Consider the following 20,812-nt stretch of genomic DNA (forward strand, 5'->3'; position numbering starts at 1 on the left):
ATATGAATACAGGCAGTAGCCTTGCTAAGTCTTGCTCAGCCTGTTTCACATCGTCGAGGAGACCCCCGGGTGACGAGCGCAATCCCACACAACCGTCGTCTGCTGCCCGTCCTCGGCGTAGTCTTGACGCTCGTCCTCAGTGGATGCACCGAGAGTAGCCAGGACGGGACGCTGGTCTTCGAGGCGGAGCCGTCGGTGACCGCTCCGGTCCTGCCGGGCCCGTCGGGCGCCGAGGCGCCGACACCCGAAGGGGTGGCCGCCGCACTCGAACCTCTCCTCTCCGACGAGGGCCTGCGCGGCACGCTCGGCGTCGCCGTCCATGACGCCGCGACGGGCGAACTCCTCTTCGGCCAGAACAACACCACGACACTCACGCCCGGCTCGACCAACAAGGTCGCGGTCGCCGCGGCGGTCCTGGCGACGCGCGGACCCGACTACCGCATCCCGACGCGGGTGGTCGCCGGTTCGCAGCCCGGCCAGGTCGTCATCATCGGCGCGGGGGATCCGACCCTCTCCATCGACGGCGAGGGCTACTACCCGGGCGCGGCGAGTCTCGCCGATCTGGCCGAGCAGGTAAAGAAGGCCCTCGGCGACCAGCCCGTCACCTCCGTGGTCCTCGACGGCGGCGCCTTCACCGGGCCGGGCCTCGCGCCCGGCGTCGACATGGCCGACATCGCCGCCGGCTGGGGCGCCAACACCACCGCCCTCATGACCGACGGCGGCCGCATCGACCCCTCCGGCAGCGGCACCGGCGGTCAGCGCCACGACACCGCGACCCCGCGCTACAAGGATCCCGGCCACGCCGCCGCCGAGAAGTTCGCCGAACTCCTCGGCGCCCCCACCTTCATCGAGACCGGCATCGCCGACCCGGGCGCCACCGAACTCGGCGTCGTGCACTCCCCGCCGATGCGCCGCCTCGTCGAGGAAACCGTCCTTTCCAGCGACAACGTCGTGTCCGACATGCTCATCCGGCAGGTCGCGCTGGCCCGCGGACTGCCCGGCTCCTTCGAGGACGGCACCGTCGCCGTCGCCGCCGTCTTCAACGACCTCGGCATCCCCGGCGAACAGATCGCCATGGTCGACGGCAGCGGCCTGTCCTACGACAACCGCATCTCCGCCGGAGTCCTGTCCAGCCTGTTCGCGAAGGCCGCCGGACCCGACCACCCCGAACTGCGGCCGCTGTTCGCCGCGCTGCCCGTCGCCGGGTACACCGGCACCCTCGACAGCCGTTACGGCCACGAGCAGACCGCGGCCGGAGCCGGCGTCGTCCGAGCCAAGACCGGCACCCTGAGCAAGGTCACCGCCCTGGCCGGGTCGGTCATGTCCGCCGACGGCCGCGAACTCACCTTCGCGCTGCTCCTCAACGACCGCGGCAACGCCTTCGAAGCCGCTCACGGCCTCGACCGGCTCGCCGCCGCCCTCGCCACGTGCGGATGCCGGTGACGAGCGTCGACCGCGCCCGCGAACTCCTCAAGGCGCGCACCACCACCGCTTACGGCGACCGCCTCGCTACCCTCCACTGGTGGCGCGACGCCGAACTCCTCGCGCTCCTCGGCCCCGCCCTCGCCGCCCTCGAACCCGTCACACCAGACGGGCCGACCGTCATCGCCGGCGCCCAGTCCTCCGGCTACCTCCTCGGGCCCCTCGTCGCGATCGAACTCGGGCTCGGCTTCGTCGGCGTCCAGAAACGCCCCGAACCCGACGGGACCATCACCCTCGCCATCGCCGACGGCGTCCTCGCCCCCGGCGAACGCGTCCTGCTCGTCGACGACCTCGTCGACACCGGCGCACAGGCCCGAGCCGTCCGCGGGCTGCTCCGCCGCCACGGCGCCACATGGCTCGGCGTGCGGGCCCTCATGACACTCTGCGAGCCCGAGGTCGCGCAGGATCTGGGCGTCGTCGCACTGATCTGAACCATCCGGAGACGAAAGGGGCACTTCGGACCTCCGCCACGTACCGCTCTTCCTTTGTGAGCCGGAATGCGTACCGTGGGGTACATGACGCAGTTCGTGGACTGGGAGCTGGCCGCCCGAACCGCCCGCGCCCTCGGCAAGACAGGCCCCGCCGTGACCTTCGAAGAGGCGGCCTCCGTCGTCTCCGACCTCCGCCGCCTCGCCGACGAGGCGGCCGGGCACGTCGCCGCCTTCACCGGCATGGAAGCACGCCCGAGCCCCGTGCGAGTCGTCGACCGCCCCGATTGGGCACAGGCCAACATCGACGGCCTCCAGCGCGTGCTCAGCCCCCTCGCCGACAAACTGACCGGCAACGGCGACCCCGGCCCCCTCGGCCGCGTCATCGGCACCCGCGTCACCGCCGTCCAGGCCGGCACCGTGCTCGCCTACCTGTCGGGCAAGGTCCTCGGCCAGTACGAGATCTTCGGCGCGGACTCCGGGCAACTCCTGCTCATCGCCCCCAACATCCTCGACACCGAACGCCGCCTCGGCGCCGACCCCCACGACTTCCGCCTGTGGGTATGCCTCCACGAGGTCACCCACCGCACCCAGTTCACCGCCGTCCCCTGGCTCCGCGAGCACTTCATGGGCGAGATCAACGCCTTCGCCGCCGCCGGCGACGCACAGGACGAGGCCTGGGCCGAACGCGCCCGCCGCGCCATGTCCACCATCGCCGACGCCGCCCGCGACCCCGACGGCCGCACCAGCGTCATCGACGCCGTCACCACCGACGCCCAGCGCGAGGTCATCGGCCGCATCACCGCCCTCATGACCCTCCTCGAAGGCCACGCCGAATACGTCATGGACGGCGTCGGACCCGAGGTCATCGGCAGCGTCGCCGAGATCCGCCAGCGCTTCAACAAACGCCGCGGCGGCGGAAACCCCCTGGAGAAGGTCGTCCGCAAGATCCTCGGCGTCGACGTCAAACTCCGCCAGTATGCCGAAGGCCGCGCCTTCGTCGAAACCGCCGTCGAAGCCGTCGGCATGCCCACCTTCAACCGCGTCTGGACCTCCCCCGACACCCTCCCCACGCTCGACGAGCTCGCCGACCCCCACGCCTGGGTGCAGCGGGTCTGCGTTTGATGGCGCAACTCCCGCGCGCGGTCGCCCAGACCCGCCTCGCCGTCCGCCGCGCACTCGCCGACCTCTACCCCGGCGCCCTCGTCGTCGTCGCCTGCTCCGGCGGACCCGACTCGATGGCGCTGGCCGCCGCCACCGCATTCGTCGGACCCCGCGTCGGCCTGCGCGTCGGCTTCGCCACCGTCGACCACGGCCTCCAGGACGGCTCCGCCCAGCGCGCCGCCGCCTTCGCCGAATGGGCCCGCCACCAGGGCTTCGACCCCGTCGAGATCATCACCGTGGAAGTCGACCCACGCGACGGCGGACCCGAGAACGCCGCCCGCTCCGTCCGCTACGCCGCCCTCGACGACGCCCGCGAACGGCACAACGCCGCCGCGATCCTCCTCGGCCACACCCGCGACGACCAGGCCGAGACCGTCCTGCTCGCCCTCGCCCGCGGCGCCGGGCCCCGCGGCCTCGCTGGCATGCCCGACCGCAGGGGTTTCCTCCGCCGCCCCTACCTCGAACTCACGCGGGAAACCCTGGAAAAGGCCTGCGCCGAGCAGGAGCTCGACACCTGGGACGACCCCCACAACACCGACCCCGCCTACAAGCGCTCACGCCTGCGTGCGCTCATGCCCGAACTCGCCGAGGTCCTCGGTGGGGGACTGCCGGGAAACCTCGCGCGCACCGCGCGGCTCGTCGCCGACGACAACCGCGTCCTCGACGGCCTCGCCGCCCGCGTCACCGCGCGCGCCGCCGGGCAGGACGCCAGCCTCGACCTGTCGGTGCTCACCGGGCAACCCCGCGCGCTGCGGACACGCGTGATCCACGCGTGGGCACGCCTGCTGGGGGTGCCGGGGTCGGCGCTGTCCTACGGACACGTGCGGGAGCTCGACCGGCTCATCACCGACTGGCACGGGCAGGGGCCCGTGCAGCTGCCGGGATATATAGAGGTGCGCAGGGACGGCGGGAAACTGCTCGGGGGTCCCCGGAGCCTCGACCTCTGAAACGCGAGAAAAGCGGCCCGGAACTGAGAACACTCTCAAGAATCGTGCCGATCTTGAAGGACTAACCCCGCGAGTAGACCTCGGGTTTCAGCACCCCGAGGAACGGGAGTTCCCGGTACTTCTCGGCATAGTCCATGCCATAACCCACCACGAACTCGTTGCCCAGGTCGAAGCCCACGTACTTCACCGGCACCTCGACCTGCATGGACTCCGGCTTGCGGACCAGCGACACGACCTCAAGAGACGCCGGGCCCCGCCCGGACAGGTACCGCAGCAGCCAGGACAGGGTCAGACCGGAGTCGACGACGTCCTCCACCACGATCACGTGGCGGCCGGCGATGTCGCGGTCGAGGTCCTTGAGGATGCGGACCACGCCCGAGGAGGTGGCGCGCTGCCCGTAGGAGGACAGGGCCATGAACTCCAGCTCGACGGGCACCGAAAGCTGCCTGGCGAAGTCGGCCATGAACATGACCGCGCCCTTGAACACGCCCACGAGGAGGATTCCGTCCGCCCCGGCATAGTCTGCGGAGACCTGTTTGCCCAGTTCGGCGGTCTTGGTTGCGATGTCGTCGGCGCTGACGATGACCCGTTCGATGTCGTCGGCGTACCACTCGGCCGTCATGGTCACCAGCCTGCCAGGCGCCGGCGCGATCCATACGGCGCACCCCGGGCATGCTTCGTCACATCGAACCCGAATAATGGTGTGTTGAGCACGAGGGTGTCGAACGCCGCAGGCGGTTGACGGTTGCAACGGTGTAACGTCGAATGGCCGGACACCCGGTGCGATCGGCCGTTCGGCCGAGCGAGGATGAGTCAACCTTTTCTCACGGGAGGGGTCGGGCAAGGCGCCCGCAGCAGTATGGAGCGTACGCGATTCTTCCGCAGGCCATTCGTCTGGATTGTCCTCGTCATCCTCGGGGTGGTGCTGATCGCCACGATGTTCTCGGGCGGCAGCGACTACACCGAGTCCGAGACTTCGGTGGCCATGGCGCAGTTCAACCAGCCGGGCCAGATCGAGAGCGTGACGCTGAAGGACAAGGAGCAGGTCCTTCAGCTTGATCTCAAGACCCCGATCACCGTCGAGGGCAAAGAGACCGACAAGATCCAGGCCTACATTCCGGCCGACGCGATCGACGAGGTCTACCCCACGGTCGTGTCCTACGGTGCCCCCTACAACGTGGAGGTCACCGAGGAGAGCATCTGGGTCGCCTTCCTGATCAACCTGCTTCCCATCGTCATCATCGTCGTCCTCCTGCTGCTCTTCATGTCGCAGATGCAGGGCGGCGGTTCCCGGGTCCTCAACTTCGGCAAGTCGAAGGCGAAGCTCGTCAGCAAGGACACCCCGAAGACCACCTTCGCGGACGTGGCCGGTGCCGACGAGGCCGTCGAGGAGCTGCAGGAGATCAAGGACTTCCTGCAGGACCCGAGCAAGTACCAGGCCCTCGGCGCCAAGATCCCGAAGGGCGTGCTCCTGTTCGGGCAGCCCGGTACGGGTAAGACGCTGCTGGCCCGCGCGGTCGCCGGTGAGGCCGGTGTCCCGTTCTACTCGATCTCCGGTTCGGACTTCGTGGAGATGTTCGTCGGTGTCGGCGCCAGCCGGGTCCGCGACCTCTTCGAGCAGGCCAAGGCGAACGCCCCGGCGATCGTCTTCGTCGACGAGATCGACGCCGTCGGCCGCCACCGCGGTGCCGGCCTCGGCGGCGGGCACGACGAGCGCGAGCAGACGCTGAACCAGCTGCTCGTCGAGATGGACGGCTTCGACACCAAGGGCGGCGTGATCCTGATCGCGGCGACCAACCGGCCCGACATCCTCGACCCGGCGCTGCTGCGTCCGGGACGTTTCGACCGGCAGATCGCGGTCGACTCGCCCGACCTGCTCGGCCGCAAGGCCATCCTGGCCGTGCACGCGAAGGGCAAGCCCTTCGAGCCGAACGTGGACCTGGAGACGATCGCCCGACGCACCCCCGGCTTCTCGGGTGCGGACCTGGCCAACGTCATCAACGAGGCCGCCCTGCTGACCGCCCGCCACAACGCCAAGGCGATCAGCAACGACAGCCTCGAAGAGGCCATCGACCGCGTCATCGCCGGTCCGGAGCGCCGCACCCGTGCCATGAGCGAGAAGGAACGGAAGGTCACCGCGTACCACGAGGGCGGACACGCCCTGGTCGCGATGGCGCTGCCGCACCTCGCGCCCGTGCACAAGGTGACGATCCTGCCTCGCGGACGCTCGCTCGGCCACACGCTCGTGCTGCCGACCGAGGACAAGTACACGCAGACCCGCTCGGAGATGATCGACACCCTGGCGTACGCGCTGGGCGGCCGCGCCGCCGAGGAGCTCGTCTACCACGAGCCCACCACGGGCGCCGGTGACGACATCCAGAAGGCGACGAAGCTGGCCCGCGGCATGGTCACCGAGTACGGCATGAGCGCCAAGCTCGGGGCGATCAAGTACGGGACGAGCTCGTCGGAGCCCTTCCTCGGCCGCGACATGGGCCACCAGAAGGACTACAGCGACGCCATCGCCGCCGACATCGACGCCGAGGTCCGCTCGCTCATCGAGATCGCCCACGACGAAGCGTGGGAGATCCTCGTCGAGCACCGCGACATCCTCGACGCCATGGTCGGCGAGCTCCTGGAGAAGGAGACCCTGTCCCGCGAGGACATGGCCCGCCTCACCGAGGGCGTCCGCAAGCGCCCGCCGATGGCGCCGTACAACGGCTTCGGCAAACGCAAGCCGAGCGACAAGCCGCCGATCTCGACGCCCGCCGACGCCACCGAGCTGAAGGTGCAGGCGGAGAGCAACGGCAGCAAGTCGCTGAAGGACACGTTGGGGACGACGGATCTGTAGGTTTGTCGGCTGACTGGGAGACCCCGCCTCGGGAGAGGCGGGGTCTTTTCATGTGGTTGGGGTTAGGTGCGGGCTCAGGCCTTGGTGAGGGCGCGAACGTCGTCGAGGAAGGCGAAGATCGCGTCGGTGTAGGCGGCGTCGGGCTCGATGATGACCGTGTCGCTGCTGAAGGCGACGAGCAGGTTGTCGGTGGTGCAGGTGTACTCGAGGTCGAATTCGCTCTCACGGTGGACGCAACCGTCCCACGATGAACGCTCGACGGGGCTCCACGACTGTTCGGTGCGAAGCCTCTCGATTTCGGCGGCGAGATCGCCTGAGACGCCCAGCTTGAGCCGGATCGTGAGCGCGTCCCCGTTGGTGCGCTTGCCGGGGCGAGTGAAGTAGCGGACGCATTCCATCCGTCCCATCGGCTCCTCGTAGTAGGCGACGTCATCCTCGGTCGGCTCGATGGAGCCGTAGCCCTCGAATCCGGACCAGTCCACCCTGTCGCACAGATCGCCGCGGAACACGAAGGCCGCGGGTTCGGCGGGAGCCACCGCCGGGCTCGATGGTGGGAACTCTTCGGGAAGCTCCTGTCCACCGGGAGTGCAGGCGCTGAAAATGAGCGCCATGGGGAGCGCGGTGGCGAAGAGCCACCGCCGTCCGCTGGGAGCCGTCGGCTCGGATGTCGTGGTCATGTCAGTCCCGGTGGGCGAATTCTTCTTTGGTGGGGGTGTGAGCGGAGATCTCAATCCGGGGTGCGCGCAGGTGATCACCGTGGATCTTGTCCTGCAGTGCGGTCTCGATCTCGGCGATATCGGCGTCCAGCAGCTGTGCGAGGTGGACTTCCTCAGCGGTGATTCCGGCATCGAGGCCGGTCAACGCGGCGCGCATCATCCCGGTGATCATGTGGGCGGTATCCCCTCCGATCACCGATTGTGTGGCCTGTGGCGTGGAGGTCGCCGTGATCTGCCCCATGGCCTGCGAGCCGGCCATGCCGAAATTGGCGATGGCCAGTGCCAAGGCGAATCCTTGCGTGCCGGGTACGAAGATCGAACCGAACGCCAGGGCCGTGCCCAGGACCGCGAAGACGGTGGCTGGCTCCGGAGACGTTGACGTCGATGTTATTGCCCGGTCCAGGGCGTCTCGTGTCAACGTGGCGATCTGAAGCGCGCCTTCCTGCGTGGCGACGCAGAGACTGCGATGACCTTCGAGGCCGGCGATCAGCTCGCTGAGAATACGGCGTTGGTTGGGGCCGACGTCGATCATCGGGTCGAGTACCCGGTCACGGAACTCGTTCGCCGCGTCGCTGCTCCAGTGGGCCTCGGACACCCGATGGCGAATCGGCGTGATGAGGCTGTCGGTAGAAGTGGCGAGCGTGTCGATCGCTGCTTGAAGGTCGATCTTCATCCCTTCGTACGCGGAGGGGTCGAACCCGAGCGCGTACCTGTCGAAGAGTTCAGGGATGTAGTCGAACTCTGTGCCCAGCTGAAAACCCTGCTCCGCCTCCTGGGCGAGGAGCAAGCCTTCGTGAGGCGACCCGAGGGCGTCGAGAACGCCTGCCCGGTTGCTGTCGCCGCTTCCGCTCACGTCGTCGGCTTCGAAGCCCCAGTGCCCGAGTACCTCCAGCATTCGCAGGTCGTTGGCTTTTTCACGTACTTCGATGGCCATGTCGCGGATGGCGCGCCCATGTGGACCCCAGCCGGTCGAGCTGCCCCCGGCGCTGCCGTCGGTCTCCATCAAAGATCCTCTCGGGGGGCGTACGCCTCTGCGGGCAGCGGGTCGCCCGGGACCGGTGGGACGGGAGTGTGCAATCGCTCAACGTTCTCCGCATCGGCCCCGCCGTAGAGTTCGACCACTCGCAACAGGCCCATTCCTGAGTCGTCGACATTGGACGCCGTCTCACCCGCCAGTGTCTGGAGCAGGTCACGCAGCTCGCGCCATTTGGCCCAGGCGAGACTCTCTTCCTGACCTCCTGAGCCAGGTCTGCGCATGACACCGGCGTCGTTGCGTGAGCTGAGGTGGATCTGACCGGCGGCCATGCTGTGCACCGTGGCGAGGCGCGGCAGTAGGACTTTCCCGGCCTCGGTGAGATAGTCCAGGTCGACCTTCAGACCGGAAGGCCCCACACTTTCCTTCTCCTGCTTCATCCGTCCACGGCCTCCCTCAGCGCGGTCCGATGCACTTCGTTGATTCGCCGGCGCCGCTCGGTCGCCGCCGCCCGCACGGCCGAGTTGACCTCCCCGGTCAGCTCCTCCTCCGACAGCCGCCGCACCGTCCCCGGGCGCAGCTCGACGGTGAAGTCGGTGTCGCCGCGCCATTCCAGGGAAACGAAGTCCTCGGCCGAGTACACCTGTACGACGACGTCTTGAGCGGCGTCGAACAGTCGTCTGCGCGGGTGGTCCGCACGGAGGTCGGTGACCTGGGGGACCGGCCGGCCATCGGCCAGGTCGGCGCGGATCAGCTCGGCCGCACGCGAGTAGCCGGTGAGCGCGCTGGACAGGGCGGTCGCGATCTGGGCGCCGAGTGAGCGGTCGGTATGGCTCTCGGCGTAGCCGGGCCGCAGCCGCAGCGAGATGTCCCGGCTGGTTAAAGTCACGCGCACGGATCCGTCGGGTGAAGTGACGGTGATCCTCAGTCGCGCCAGACGTCCGGCGACCTGCCCCATGGAACCTCCCCCGGTTCGCCAACGACCGTACCGGGCGCTCGCGATCGGGGCAACACACACCGTGATCGCGACTTCGGGACGCCCGGACGTGAGCACCGCCTCGCTTCCGGCATATTCGTCCCACCCCCCACGTACGCTGTCCAGGTGAACGAGAGTCTGGATCACGTTGCCGCGCGGCTCGTCGACGGGCGCATCAACGGGGTGCCCGTCGAGGACGTCGTCGACCTCAAGCGGATCGAGGCGGCCGTGCGCGAGATCCTCATCGCGATCGGGGAGGATCCCGAGCGTGAGGGCCTCAAGAACACGCCCGGCCGGGTGGCGCGCGCCTACGCCGAGCTCTTCGCCGGCCTGCGCGTCGATCCCGCCGAGATTCTCAAGACGACCTTCGCCGAGGACCACGAGGAAATGGTCGTCGTCCGCGACATCGAGGTCACCAGCTTCTGCGAGCACCACCTGCTGCCCTTCTTCGGCGTCGCGCACATCGGCTACATCCCCGCCGAGCACGGGCGCATCACCGGCCTGTCGAAGCTCGCGCGGCTCGTCGAGGCGTACTCACGGCGCCCGCAGGTCCAGGAGCGCCTGACCTCCCAGATCGCCGACCAGCTCATGGCGACACTCGAACCCCGCGGCGTCGTCGTCGTGGTCGAGTGCGAGCACATGTGCATGTCCATGCGCGGCATTCGCAAGGTGGGCGCCAAGACCGTCACCTCGGCGGTGCGCGGTGTCCTTCAGCGCGACGCCAAGTCGCGTGCCGAGGCGATGAGCCTCATCCTGGGCCGATGACCGGTTCGGTGAGTTCCGGCGCCGTCATCTGATGTGCCGCGACGAGTAGCGCGGCCAGTTCGTCCCAGTCCTGTTCGACGTCCAGCCACGCGCCGATCCAGCCGTGCCGGTCGACGTAGGGCGGGTTGAAGTACTGGCCGGGGGCGGCGTGGACGAGGCGTTCGCCGTGCTCCGCCTTGAACCAGACCGAGTCGCGTTCGGCGACCCGATGGCGCATGGCGAAGATCTTGTCGCGCACCCTGAAGCCCGCCTCGGCGGAGCCGTCCACTTCGGAGGTCTCGGGCAGGGCGAGGCAGATACGGCGTAGCTGGACGAGGGGTTCGGCGCTCATGACCTCCACATCGTACCGTCCGTGTCGTGATCATACGACTACGGACCGCCCATCCCGGGTCCGCGTGCGATGGGCGACGGTGGCACGTTACCGGGATTAAAGCCGGCTCGGATTCCCATAGTGTCAATGTCATCAGCAAGCAAGAGAGTGCAACGCCTCATGGGAGGGCTTGGATATGAGTGACTTCGACTCGCCGGACACCGACACCGCCGATGGCACTGAGTACGATGCGACGTTCGATGAGGCGATCGACCTCAACGCCGATGGTGTGGCCGATGAGACGATCACGGCTGATTACGGTGATCACTCCGAGACGTTGATCGACACCGATGGTGATGGGGACGCCGAGGGTGTGGCCGTGGACGCCGACAATGACGGTGACTACGACAACCTGTACGTCGACGCCGATGGTGACGGGACGATCGATTCGGAGGCTCTGGACCAGAACGGTGATGGTTACATCGACACCGTGGTCTCGGACTTCAATGGTGACGGCGTGGTGGATCAGGTCGCGCAGGACACCGATGGTGACGGGTTCGTCGACGCGGTGGCCACCGATGCCGATGCCGATGGTGCGATGGACACCTTCGCCGCTGACAGCAATGGTGACGGGCTGGTCGATGAGGTCGTTCTCGACTCTGATGAGGACGGGATCGCCGATGCGACCCTGACCGACGGCAACCTCGATGGTTCGATCGACACCGTGACCTACGGTGACGCCTCGGTGGCCGACGGCCCCGGCGCCACCCCCGGCACCCCGATCAACCCCTACGCCAGCTAAGGCACGCTCTTCGCTTCGCTGAACACGAACGTCCCTGGGGAGTGACGAACACACCGACAGGGCAGGGGGCGGCGGGCGTCCGGTCTGAGAGATCAGCTCGGGCGCCCGCCACATCGCCGTCTACGCACCGAATTCAGGGTCCGCCAGGTGCGCGGCACGGGCGCACCACTCGGCCGCCTCGGGCCCCAGCGTCCAGGGCCGGTGCAGCAGCGCCACCCGCGTCACCTCACTGTCCAGAAGCGACGGACGAGGCGGCAGACCCGACGTGAGTCGCCCGTCGGGACCCCATTCGCGGCGGCCGGGATCGCCGACCAGCGCGATGATCCGGTCGACCTGTTCCGGCCAGCCCGGCGCCCCCCACCAGTGGTAGCGGGTCAGCCCGGACTGCATCGCCGTCGTCAGCAGCGTCCGCGCCAGACCCAGCTCCTCGACCTGCCGCAGGAAGCCGCCGAGGACGCTCGCCGCGTGATCGACGGCCTCGTCGTGGTCGGCACCCGCCAGCGCGCCCAAACGCTCCCCTGTGGACAGCAGACGCTCGGGATCGGTGAGCCAGCAACCGATCCGGGACACGAAGCGGCTCGCCTCCGGAGCCAGCCGCGCCAATCGCGCCGTGCCGGCCGTCCGGGACAGCCCCAGTTCCGCCCGCCAGCCGTGCAGGGCCTCGCGAACATGGTGCGCGGTGTGCATGGTGGTGCGCAGCAGTTCCCCGTCGGTGAGGCGGCGCTGGGCGAACCAGCGCATGACCGGCCCGTGCGTCCACATCGCGTCGGTCAGGCCGATCGCGGCCAGATTGAGCACATCGGACAGTCGCTCCGGGTCGACGCCGACCTTTTCGGTGAGCACCCGGCGAACCTCGTCCTCGGGCGGTGCGCACTCGGCGTCGTGGTCGTGCGGGACGTAGGCGTCGGGCTGTTGCCGGTACGGGTGCACCGTTCCGGCGCCGCGGGGCGCGAACCAGTCGCGGACGCCGTTGCTGAGCCGCAGGTGCGCGAAGACCGGGTCCCCGTCGTGGCCTTCGGGGACCTCGTAGAGCGTCTCGTGGTCCAGATCCGACAACAGCCGGAACCGCAGCGTCGCCAGCAGCGGCCGCAGGTCGGCGAAGTCGACCGTGTCCAGTGGACGGATCGCCTCCTCGCTGCTCTCGATGATGAGGCTGAGCGCGAGCGCCTCGGCGAGCGAGCCTGGCGGGGTCCACTCGGGCGCGGCGAGCCGGTCGGTGGCCTTCATCGCCGCAGCCAGGAAGGAACGCGCGAACTCCAGGTCGTAGCGGTGCCGGTAGCGCGGTGGCAGCAGCGACAGGATATAGAGCTGGGAGACGTCGACGGGGCGGCGCCCGGCGCGCACCAGCAGCGCCAGGTCCTCGCAGAGGATGTCGATGAACAGCTCGGCGGAGCGGATGAGCGCTCCGGCGACGATGGCGGCGTCCTCGGGATCGGTTCCGGCGCCGAAGAACTCGGGTCCGAAGGCGGTCACCTTCGCGGCCTCGGCGCGCAGCCGCGAGGCCGGGCCGTCGGTGACGTAGGCCGGGTACTGCTCGGCCTCGAAGTCCTCGTCGTCCTCGTCGGCGAAGGGCGCGTCGTCGCCGAAGAGCTCCGGGTCGAGGGTGACCTCGCAGCCCGTGACACGCCAGTCGGTCAGCAGACGGGAGCGTTCGAGAGTGAGCGCGACACCGCGCTGAAGGCTCGATTCGGCCGCCGCGAGGGATCCCGCGGGCAGGCGGACGTCGATGTGCGTGACGTAGGGCTCGACGCTGATCTCCAGCGCGCCGGGCGGGGCCTGGCCGTCGGCCAGGAAACGCTCCAGGCCTTCGCGCAGGAGACGGTGCGCCCCTTCGCATTCGAGGGCGGTCAGGCGGGCGCGGCCGTCCGGCGGGGAGAGGTGCACGTGCAGGGCGTAGTCCATGGCGCCACGTCCTTCGAGTCGCTGCGGCGGACACCCTGTCTAACGCTCCGGGTGGCCGTTGCGTGACGCCCGTCGCGGTGGCGCACCCCTTGACCGCTGAATCGCTTCAGTGCGAGGCGGTCAGCTTCGTGAGCAGCGCGGTGACCACACAGTCGGCGGTCGCCGAGTCGACCCGCCAGGGCTTGGCGGTGAGGGTGTCGCGGACCTCGCTGAACTCGTCTCCGGCGTAGACCGGCAGCAGCGCGGCGATCCCGCCGTGCGCGGCGGCGTGCGGTCCCCAGTCGGGATGGTTGGGCTCGGTCAGCATCGGCGCGACGAGCTCCACAGTGGACGGCCAGCCGGGCGTCCCGTAGCGGGTACTGGAAAGGCCGCCGCGGGCCGCGGCGATGAGCAGGCCCTGGCGCAGACCGCCGGCCTTGTTGTACTCCACGATCGTGGAGAGGTTGTGCGCCACGATGTCGCAGAAGACGCCGTGCTGGGTGCCGGCGAGCTGCCCGACGGTGTGTCCACTGGGGAGAGACCTGGTCGGGTCGGTGAGCCACCCGCCGAAGGCCTGCAGGGGCTCGCGGAGGTCGCCGCCGTGGGCGTCGGCGAGGTCGTCGATGGTGGAGTTCTCGTCGAGGCCGAGTTTCGCGCACCAGCTGCGGAACCAGCGCTGCGCCGAATGCCGGTGGTAGCACAGGACCCGCCACAGGTCGCCCTTGCTGATCGGCACCTCCGGCTGCACCGCCGGGGACGTCGCCTGCCAGGTCCCCTCGACGATGCCGACGGCGGCCAGGTCGGTGACGGTGAAGAGGTTCTGGGGATCGAGGCCGAGTTCGGCGCGCAGTTGCGCGGCGGCGTCGTCGGCGCCGAGGGCCGCGGCCTCGTCGAAGACCGTGGGGCGGTCGCCGAGCTGGGCGATGAAGTACGGGTGCCCGTGCTTGCCGGGTGCGAACCAGCTGACCAGGCCGCCCGGCGCGAAGTCCATGTGCTCGAAGACCGGGTCGAGCCCCGCGTCCTCGCTCGCGGTGTAGAGCCGCTCGTGGTGGTCGTTGTCGAAGGCGTAGGCGCGCAGCGCGACGAAGGCGGGCGCGATACGGGCCTCGGCGGCGAGCTTCTCGTGCAGGATCTTGCGCTCGGCCGTCGTGATGATGATGTGCAGCGCGAGGGCCTCGGCGATGTTGGCCGGCGGCGTCCAGCCGGGACGGCCCAGGCGCGCGGCCATGTCGACGACGGTGATGAGCATCCAGTTGCTGAAGGACGCGTCGTAGCGGCGCCGGTAGGCGGGCGGGAGTAGCCCGTAGACGCCCATCTCGTCGATGTCGGCGAGGCGGCTCAGGCTCAGCGAGCGATGGTCGCGCAGGACGTGCCGGGTGGCGCGGAAGGCGATGTCCTGCACGGCTCCGGCGGCGAGCCGGGCGGTGAGCTCGTCGGTGCTGTCCCCGGGCGCCGCCTCGGGGTCGTATCCGAAGGCGCGCAGGGGAAACGGCGACGGACGCAGGGAGGCCAGCAGCAGGCGCTCGCGCATCACGTCCGGCGGTGTCGGCGGGCGCTCGGGCGGCGCGGGCTCGACGCTCAGCGGGCTCGTGGCGCACTCGGCGCGCTCGGGGGTGTCGCCGAGCAGCGACTCGTCGAGTTTCACGCCGCAGTGGGCGATGCGCCAGTCGGCGAGCAGGACCGAGGAGTCGAGGGTGTGCCGGACCATCGTCGCGGTGGCGCGCTCGGCCTCGGCGAGGTTGATCGCGTCGAGCGGGACGATGACGTGCGCGCCACCGGGCTTGGTGCACACGTGGAGGTCGGTGATGTGCAGTTCGGCTTCGGTGCCCTTGCCGGTCAGGCCTTCGGTCGTCATGAGTTGCCACAGGTTGAGGCGCAACAGGGATTCGGCGCCGACCTGCTGCAACGAGTCCATGCGTGGGCGCGCCTGGGGTTGTGACAACCGCACCTCGACCGGATAACGCATTCCCATACCGTAACGGGCGCCGAGCGTGTTCCGCGTCCGCGATAGCCGTTGTTCGATGGATATGACGGGCTTCCACGTATTGAGCTGGGCTAACACATTTCTCCGTTGCGATCTTGTGACCTCCGAATGCAACTTGCAGTCGAACGATTGTGACGGAAACGGCTGCGACACAGCACGGTCGGTAACCATATGGAGAAAGGCTCGTTGAAAAGCGCGGGGGGACCGTTCCGGGCGGCGACGATGTCGCGCTTCGAGCGGTGGATCGCCGCTCCGGTAAGGGAAACCGCCGCCGCGGAATGCCGGAAACCGTGGGCTCGCGTGACGGTCTCGTGTTCACGCGACCGTGGGTGAGCTCTCGATCGCACAGGTAGGAAAAGTGTCGGGAAGGCGTCAGAAATATTGGACCAATACGGACCAAGCGTTAGCCTGCGCTCGGAGCGCGAACGGTGCCGGGGGCGACGCGCGAGTAACAACGGAATACTCCGCCCGGACACACCGGGGATGCGCGGATAAAGCCGCGGGTCAATCGATCAATTGCACAGTGGAATGCCCCGCCGGGCATAAATCCGGGGTCGGGCAGTGCCATGAGCGTGTCTGCCGCGGCTGCACCCGGCTGCACGAGATGTGCCAGTCCAGCAGCAGCATCCCCTCGGCCACCGCGAGCGTCGCGATCGCCCAGGCGCGGTCCTCGGCCTCGGCGCGCGAAGGCGCGTGGATGTGCATCATCAGGTGCACGCCGTTGGGGTGCGGGCGGATGCGCAGCAGCGGACGCGGCCGTCTTTCGGTGAGCAACTGGTGTTCCCGGTCGAGGTACCGCCGCAGGGGAGGTTGGAGGATGCGGGCCACCCCATGCTGTTGGGGCGCGTCGAGGGGTGGCGTTCCGGCCGGCTGGCGGAGACGGACGTCGACGATGTACAACATGGTCGTCAGATTAGGACAAGAACGACGGCCCGTAACGGACATGCTGTGCGACAGTCGCATCAACGAGTGTTGGCAAGCGAGGGTCGTTCCGAACTTGAGTACTCCACCAGACATCGAGACCGGAAAATCCGTACTCGGTTCGGGCCGCACGCGAGTTGGGCGGCGCGTGGAACAGGTCCGGTGGGGCAGGGACGAATGTAGGACGCGGGCGGTTGCCGCAACAGGGGCTTAAGGCCTGAGTGGGGACGTGCCGGCTCGCCCTGTAGGCCGCGACCCGCCGAAATCCAGCCGACGCGGCCCCGCGCCGGCACCGTCCCGTGTGGACACCTGCACGTGTCGGGTTGCGCTAGGGGTGGGGAGGTGGGGGAGTATGGGCGGGTGATAGCCACCGAGACCCGCCCCGTGGACCCCGGCGACCCCTACGTCGACCCGCCGCGCAACTGGAAGCGCGTCGGGCTCCTCACGGGCGTCTGGGTGGCGCTGTGGATCCTGGTGGGGGCGATGGGCTGGCTGGTCATGCAGGTCCCGATCCTCCAGGAGGAGGCGCGCCCCACGAACTCGGCCGAGTCGCCGACGCTGGCCGTCGACTCCTTCTTCAACGAGGTCTACTCGCGCGAGGACGCCGCCGCGGCCGGGGAGTTCGCCTGCGACGTCGCCGGTGCGCCCGACGCGCAGACCATGATCAACGACCGCAAGTCCCTGGAGACGTCCTACGGGGCCATCAACGTGACCTGGAAATGGGAGCCCGGCCAAGGGCAGACCGACGGCGACCGCACCGCCATGCTCGTCACCTTGAAGTACCAGGGACCGCGCTACACCGACGCCGTCGACTGGCAGATGAACCTCGAACGCCACGACGGCTGGTGCGTGGCGTCGATGACGCTCGTCCCCTCGCCGTCCGGCAGCTGACCTACTCCACCCACAGCAGGTGGATCTCCACCTTCTCCGTCCGCGGCGTCTCGCCCGTCCGCGACCAGCGGTACCAGGCCGCCTCCTCGCAGACCCGCAGGCAGATGTCCCCGCGGTCCTCGTAGGGTTCGCTGGCCGCGCGCAGACCACGCCGCTCACCGTCCGGAATGGACTGTGCCAGCCGGCGGCCGTTGAGTCCGGCGACCTCGCTGGCCGGCATCGGCCGGCGGATCGGCGGGGTCTCCAGGCGCACGAGCCGGTCGAGGACCGTCCCGATGTCGTGGATGATCTTGTTCTCCGGGAAACCGGGCTGCTCGATCCACACGCGCTCGATCGGCACGAGGGGCGCGAACACCTCGACGCCCTCGTCCTCGGCCCGGTAGAAGTCGGCCTCGGTGAGGATCGGGACGAAGGCCTGATCGCCCCGGAAAACCTTGTCATCGGCGCGCAGGTCGTAACGCCAGCCGGAACCGGGGCTGCCGACGATCACGCGCTCGCCGCGCAGCTCGTCGACCGACACCGCGGGACTGGGCACCAGCGGTATCGGTGAGCGAACGGTGAACTTCTCGTCGTGCACCCGACAATCCTCGCATGACCACGAACAGTGACAGATGCCCCAGGTGGGCAGGATACGTCAACCGTACGGTTGGCGATTCCGATGCCTGTATTCACTTAGTTGTCGTACCCTCGGACACTTGCGCCTTCGCCGCCGGTTTTCCGCGATGAGGTGATGATCGCGGGGCCCGTGACGATGCGTGAGGGTCTTCGGGATGCGGTCTTTCTGGGGCGTGAATACAGCATAGGCAGGTTTCAGAGGCAAGCGGAGTCTTCGCGGCCACGCGGTTTTCAGTGCCCGCATGCCGGGACGAACGCACGTGCGCATGCACGAGATCCCTGTACAGGGGCGGTTTCCGGGTCCGATCATGCGTCCACAGTCGACGAAGTGGCGGTGCCGTCCACGAAGGACGGCACCGCCGGAGCGAACGGGATCAGATGAGGTTCAGCGCGACTGCGGCGACTCCGAGGGTCGCCAGGACCGTCGTCACGCCGACGTGCATCGCGATCGACAGCCGGATGTCCTTCTTGCGCCAGACGAGCCACGGCCCCGGGAGGAAGAAGATCACCCGCGACACGATCCCCCACGGCGACCAGAAGTGGTAGACGGAGAACAGGACGGTGTTCAGCACCGGAGCCGCTCCCCGCAGGTGGGCCATGCGCGGCAGCAGGAAACCCCGGAAGTAGAGCTCCTCGATGAGCGGCAGCGAGATCCCGGTCAGCGGCAGGGAGATGACCATCGTGGTGAGCACGACCGAGTGCGAGTACCCGTTGATGTAGGTGGTCGCGCTGCCGCCGGCGTTGGTGTACGGCACCCAGGTGAAGAAGTGGTCGAACATAAAGGAGTCGAGCGGCGTCGCCAGCGAGGACAGCACGAGCATCCACAGGAACACCGCGATGCCCAGCTTGACGACCTTCCCACGCGGCAGCGGTTTGTCGGTGTAGTGCAGCACCCCACGCAGTGAGAAGCGGCCGTTGCGGCGGCGGCCCATCAGGTAGAGCCCCGCCAGGAGCGGGAACAGGACGATGCACAGGGCGATCGACCAGGCCAGGAAGATCGGGTACTCGATGGCCTTGACGAAGGGCTCGGCGATGAGGAAGTAGGCGGCGACGATCAGGGCGCCGGGAATCAGGTGCAGCGCGATCGTCAGCGGAAGGGAATGGCGGTCGGCGAGCAGCTTGTCGGCCAGGCGGCCGAGCGGGCCGGACTTGCGGGTGGTCTCCATGTCGATGATGCTGTCCGGGCGCGCGGACACCGCGCTGACACCACACTGACACCAGTGTGGGGCGGGGTGGCGCACCCGCCCCGGTGGCGTCAGCCGCCCTGTTCGAGGGCGGTCGCGATGATCGTCTTGCTGTCGTCATGCAGGGCTTCCGCAGGCGATTTACCCGTCGCGGCGAGATAGGCGTCGACGATCCGGTTCGCCGCGGAGTAGCCGGCGCCGGTCGGGAGTCCGACGGGGGTGGCGCCGTGAGCCGCGGCGATGACGTCGCCGTGCACCCAGGCCGCGAAGTTCTGCATGCCCGTCACGCCGAGCCCGGTGACGACCTTCGCGAAGACCTCGTCGTCGTGGAGGTGTGGAACGCCGATGCGGGTGCGGCCGAGGTCGTCGCCGTGGAGCGAACGCGCGAAGGCGTCGGCGAGGCCTTCGGAGACGACGTGCTCGCCGACGTCGACGGTCGCCGGGTTCCACACGACGCCGCCGGGCAGGTAGCGGAGGTTGTGGTTGAGCTCGTGCACGGCGGTGGCCTCCAGCCGTGCCAGGTTCTCCGGTGACGGCCACAGGGTGATGGCGATGTGGCCGGTGACGCTGCCGTTGCCGGTGACGCCGAGGGAGTGCCCCATGAAGAGCTCGTCGCCGGGGTCGCCGAGCAGGAGGAGGACGGTGATGTCGGGGACGTCGAGACCTCCGACGGCCGCCGTCTGCGCGGCGAGCGCGTCGTCAAGGGCTCGCTGGATCCGTTGCCAGGCCTCGGCTTCGGCCAAGGTCGCCAGGGCGTCGAGGCAGCGTTCCCCGTCACGGTCGAAGGGGAACCCGGCCGAGCGGCCGTGGAAGGCGACGAGGTCGACCTCGCCGGGGAAGTAGCGGTACAGGCCCCTGGCGGGTTCGAGCATCTCGCGCAGGAGGCGCTCGCGGTCGGCGGGCAGGGCGGTGAGGACGGCGTGCATGCCGGTGTGGGTGTCGAGGACGGTGATCGTCATGCGGGGGACGTTAAAGCCTGCTGTCGCGTCAGGGTCAAGTCGTGTTCCGCGGATCGGCGGCCGTCGCGCCTCGCACGAAGCGGCGCAGTGCGGTGCGGGTGATCTCGGGTTGTTCGAGCCAGGGTTCGTGTCCGGCGTCGTCGATGCGGGTCAGGGGGACGTCGAGCCGGTGCGCGAGTGCTTCGAGCGCCGACAGCGGCCGGGGATCTTGGGCGCCCGCGAGGATCTCGACCCGGGCGGGCAGGCGCTCGCGCAGTGCGTCGAGGTGGTGGTCGAGGAGGTCGGCGCGGCCTTCCGCGCCGAGCTGGCTGTTCATGTCCCAGTTGATGGGGCGCTGGTGTCGCGCGCCTTGTGCGGCCCAGTGCCGGCCGCGTGTGAGATCGGCGTGGTCGGTGAACCAGGACAGCGTGAGGTACTCGACCTCCTCTTCCTCCGTGCGCCGCGGTGTTTCGGTCAGGAGACGGAGGCGCTCTCGTTCCTCGGCCGACATCCGGCGGTGGCGTTCGTGCCGGTCCTGCGTGCGCCACTCGCCGATGAAGGGCCCGCACATCAGCAGCAGCGCGGCCACCCGGCCGGGGTGGGCCAGACAGAAGCGGGCGGCCAGGTTGGTCCCGTAGGAGTGTCCAATGAGGACGACGGAAGGCGCGTCCCAGCCGTCGAGGAGCTCGGCCAGGTCGTCGATGTGCCTGGCGAAGGTGTGGCGGCCCCGCCACGGGGAACCGCCCGTACCGCGCTGGTCGTAGCGATAGACCGGTGCCAGATCGGCGATCGCGGGGGCGACGTCGCCCAGGTAGTCGGGGAGACCCGGTCCGCCGTGGAGCATGACCACCGGCGGCCTGCGGCTGGTGTCGCCCAGGGCGACCCAGCTGATGCGGGCCCCGTCGGTCATCGCAGCGAGGCCGCGGGTCTCCGTCACCGTCACGACGACGAAGCTACCGGTTCTCCCCGCCACCGACCTCAGTCGCG

Annotated in this window: 21 protein-coding genes; 8 read left to right on the forward strand and 13 right to left on the reverse strand. The window is 69.0% G+C overall.

All coding sequences use genetic code 11. The features are described 5' to 3' along the window. The first annotated feature begins 69 nt into the window (after nt 1-69). The 4 genes from dacB to tilS all read left to right on the forward strand — a co-directional run bounded on the left by dacB (nt 70) and on the right by tilS (nt 4,021). A complete protein-coding gene (gene dacB / locus HNR73_RS27795; RefSeq protein ID WP_184790598.1) occupies nt 70-1,443 on the forward strand; it encodes a D-alanyl-D-alanine carboxypeptidase/D-alanyl-D-alanine endopeptidase in 1,374 nt (457 codons plus the stop codon). Next, nucleotides 1,440-1,913: a phosphoribosyltransferase family protein gene (locus HNR73_RS27800; RefSeq protein WP_184790599.1), complete on the forward strand. Its 474-nt coding sequence runs from the start codon at nt 1,440-1,442 to the stop codon at nt 1,911-1,913. Before dacB ends, HNR73_RS27800 begins: the two co-directional genes overlap by 4 nt. Nucleotides 1,914-1,997: 84 nt before the next feature. Next, nucleotides 1,998-3,035 (forward strand): Rv3626c family coenzyme F420 biosynthesis-associated protein, encoded by a 1,038-nt coding sequence (locus HNR73_RS27805; protein ID WP_184790600.1) that lies wholly within the window; start codon nt 1,998-2,000, stop codon nt 3,033-3,035. After that, nucleotides 3,035-4,021 (forward strand): tRNA lysidine(34) synthetase TilS, encoded by a 987-nt coding sequence (gene tilS / locus HNR73_RS27810; RefSeq protein WP_184790601.1) that lies wholly within the window; start codon nt 3,035-3,037, stop codon nt 4,019-4,021. The genes HNR73_RS27805 and tilS overlap by 1 nt, the downstream gene beginning before the upstream one ends. A gap of 61 nt (nt 4,022-4,082) precedes the next feature. Here tilS and hpt read toward each other — a convergent pair whose 3' ends face one another. After that, a complete protein-coding gene (hpt, locus tag HNR73_RS27815; protein WP_184790602.1) occupies nt 4,083-4,643 on the reverse strand; it encodes a hypoxanthine phosphoribosyltransferase in 561 nt (186 codons plus the stop codon). A 237-nt stretch (nt 4,644-4,880) separates the two neighbouring features. On the opposite strand from hpt, the gene ftsH reads away from it, so the two are divergent. Further along, on the forward strand, nt 4,881-6,869 hold the full coding sequence (gene ftsH, locus HNR73_RS27820) for an ATP-dependent zinc metalloprotease FtsH (protein WP_184790603.1): 1,989 nt from the start codon (nt 4,881-4,883) through the stop codon (nt 6,867-6,869). 74 nt (nt 6,870-6,943) lie between these two features. Here ftsH and HNR73_RS27825 read toward each other — a convergent pair whose 3' ends face one another. The 4 genes from HNR73_RS27825 to HNR73_RS27840 are packed head-to-tail and all read right to left on the reverse strand — an operon-like array spanning nt 6,944 to nt 9,516. Then, nucleotides 6,944-7,546, reverse strand: a complete 603-nt coding sequence (locus HNR73_RS27825; RefSeq protein ID WP_184790604.1) for a hypothetical protein — start codon at nt 7,544-7,546, stop codon at nt 6,944-6,946. Nucleotide 7,547: 1 nt separating this feature from the next. Further along, nucleotides 7,548-8,588: a hypothetical protein gene (locus HNR73_RS27830; RefSeq protein ID WP_184790605.1), complete on the reverse strand. Its 1,041-nt coding sequence runs from the start codon at nt 8,586-8,588 to the stop codon at nt 7,548-7,550. After that, nucleotides 8,588-8,998 (reverse strand): hypothetical protein, encoded by a 411-nt coding sequence (locus HNR73_RS27835; RefSeq protein ID WP_184790606.1) that lies wholly within the window; start codon nt 8,996-8,998, stop codon nt 8,588-8,590. Before HNR73_RS27835 ends, HNR73_RS27830 begins: the two co-directional genes overlap by 1 nt. Continuing rightward, entirely contained in the window at nt 8,995-9,516 is a 522-nt protein-coding gene (locus HNR73_RS27840) for a hypothetical protein (protein WP_184790607.1), read from the reverse strand. Before HNR73_RS27840 ends, HNR73_RS27835 begins: the two co-directional genes overlap by 4 nt. A gap of 144 nt (nt 9,517-9,660) precedes the next feature. Between HNR73_RS27840 and folE the strand changes: the two genes are divergently transcribed. Further along, a complete protein-coding gene (gene folE, locus HNR73_RS27845; protein ID WP_239122181.1) occupies nt 9,661-10,299 on the forward strand; it encodes a GTP cyclohydrolase I FolE in 639 nt (212 codons plus the stop codon). Here the strand turns inward: folE and HNR73_RS27850 are convergent. Continuing rightward, nucleotides 10,283-10,630, reverse strand: a complete 348-nt coding sequence (locus HNR73_RS27850; RefSeq protein WP_184790608.1) for an MmcQ/YjbR family DNA-binding protein — start codon at nt 10,628-10,630, stop codon at nt 10,283-10,285. The genes folE and HNR73_RS27850 overlap by 17 nt on opposite strands. Before the next feature lie 175 nt (nt 10,631-10,805). Between HNR73_RS27850 and HNR73_RS27855 the strand changes: the two genes are divergently transcribed. Then, a complete protein-coding gene (locus HNR73_RS27855) occupies nt 10,806-11,411 on the forward strand; it encodes a hypothetical protein (RefSeq protein ID WP_184789294.1) in 606 nt (201 codons plus the stop codon). A gap of 120 nt (nt 11,412-11,531) precedes the next feature. On the opposite strand, the gene HNR73_RS27860 is transcribed toward HNR73_RS27855, so the two are convergent. The 3 genes from HNR73_RS27860 to HNR73_RS27870 form a co-directional block, all read right to left on the reverse strand. Continuing rightward, the gene (locus HNR73_RS27860; RefSeq protein ID WP_184790609.1) at nt 11,532-13,313 is read right to left on the reverse strand and encodes a hypothetical protein; all 1,782 of its coding nucleotides are present in this window, start codon (nt 13,311-13,313) and stop codon (nt 11,532-11,534) included. 106 nt (nt 13,314-13,419) lie between these two features. Continuing rightward, on the reverse strand, nt 13,420-15,258 hold the full coding sequence (locus HNR73_RS27865) for a hypothetical protein (protein WP_184790610.1): 1,839 nt from the start codon (nt 15,256-15,258) through the stop codon (nt 13,420-13,422). A 522-nt stretch (nt 15,259-15,780) separates the two neighbouring features. Then, nucleotides 15,781-16,179: a hypothetical protein gene (locus HNR73_RS27870; protein WP_184790611.1), complete on the reverse strand. Its 399-nt coding sequence runs from the start codon at nt 16,177-16,179 to the stop codon at nt 15,781-15,783. 378 nt (nt 16,180-16,557) lie between these two features. Here HNR73_RS27870 and HNR73_RS27875 point away from each other — a divergent pair, with 378 nt between their 5' ends. Next, entirely contained in the window at nt 16,558-17,088 is a 531-nt protein-coding gene (locus HNR73_RS27875; protein ID WP_184790612.1) for a hypothetical protein, read from the forward strand. A 1-nt stretch (nt 17,089) separates the two neighbouring features. Here the strand turns inward: HNR73_RS27875 and HNR73_RS27880 are convergent, their stop codons facing one another. The 4 genes from HNR73_RS27880 to HNR73_RS27895 all read right to left on the reverse strand — a co-directional run bounded on the left by HNR73_RS27880 (nt 17,090) and on the right by HNR73_RS27895 (nt 20,768). Then, nucleotides 17,090-17,665, reverse strand: a complete 576-nt coding sequence (locus tag HNR73_RS27880) for a hypothetical protein (protein WP_184790613.1) — start codon at nt 17,663-17,665, stop codon at nt 17,090-17,092. Between the two features lie 412 nt (nt 17,666-18,077). After that, a complete protein-coding gene (locus tag HNR73_RS27885; RefSeq protein WP_184790614.1) occupies nt 18,078-18,869 on the reverse strand; it encodes a CPBP family intramembrane glutamic endopeptidase in 792 nt (263 codons plus the stop codon). Nucleotides 18,870-18,958: 89 nt separating this feature from the next. Then, complete coding sequence (locus HNR73_RS27890) at nt 18,959-19,846, reverse strand: DUF2268 domain-containing putative Zn-dependent protease (protein WP_184790615.1); 888 nt, start codon at nt 19,844-19,846, stop codon at nt 18,959-18,961. A 34-nt stretch (nt 19,847-19,880) separates the two neighbouring features. Continuing rightward, entirely contained in the window at nt 19,881-20,768 is an 888-nt protein-coding gene (locus HNR73_RS27895; RefSeq protein WP_203686369.1) for an alpha/beta fold hydrolase, read from the reverse strand. Between the last annotated feature and the right edge of the window lie 44 nt (nt 20,769-20,812).

Origin of the sequence: Phytomonospora endophytica (assembly GCF_014202425.1) — a bacterium.
Taxonomy (GTDB): Bacteria; Actinomycetota; Actinomycetes; order Mycobacteriales; family Micromonosporaceae; genus Phytomonospora; species Phytomonospora endophytica.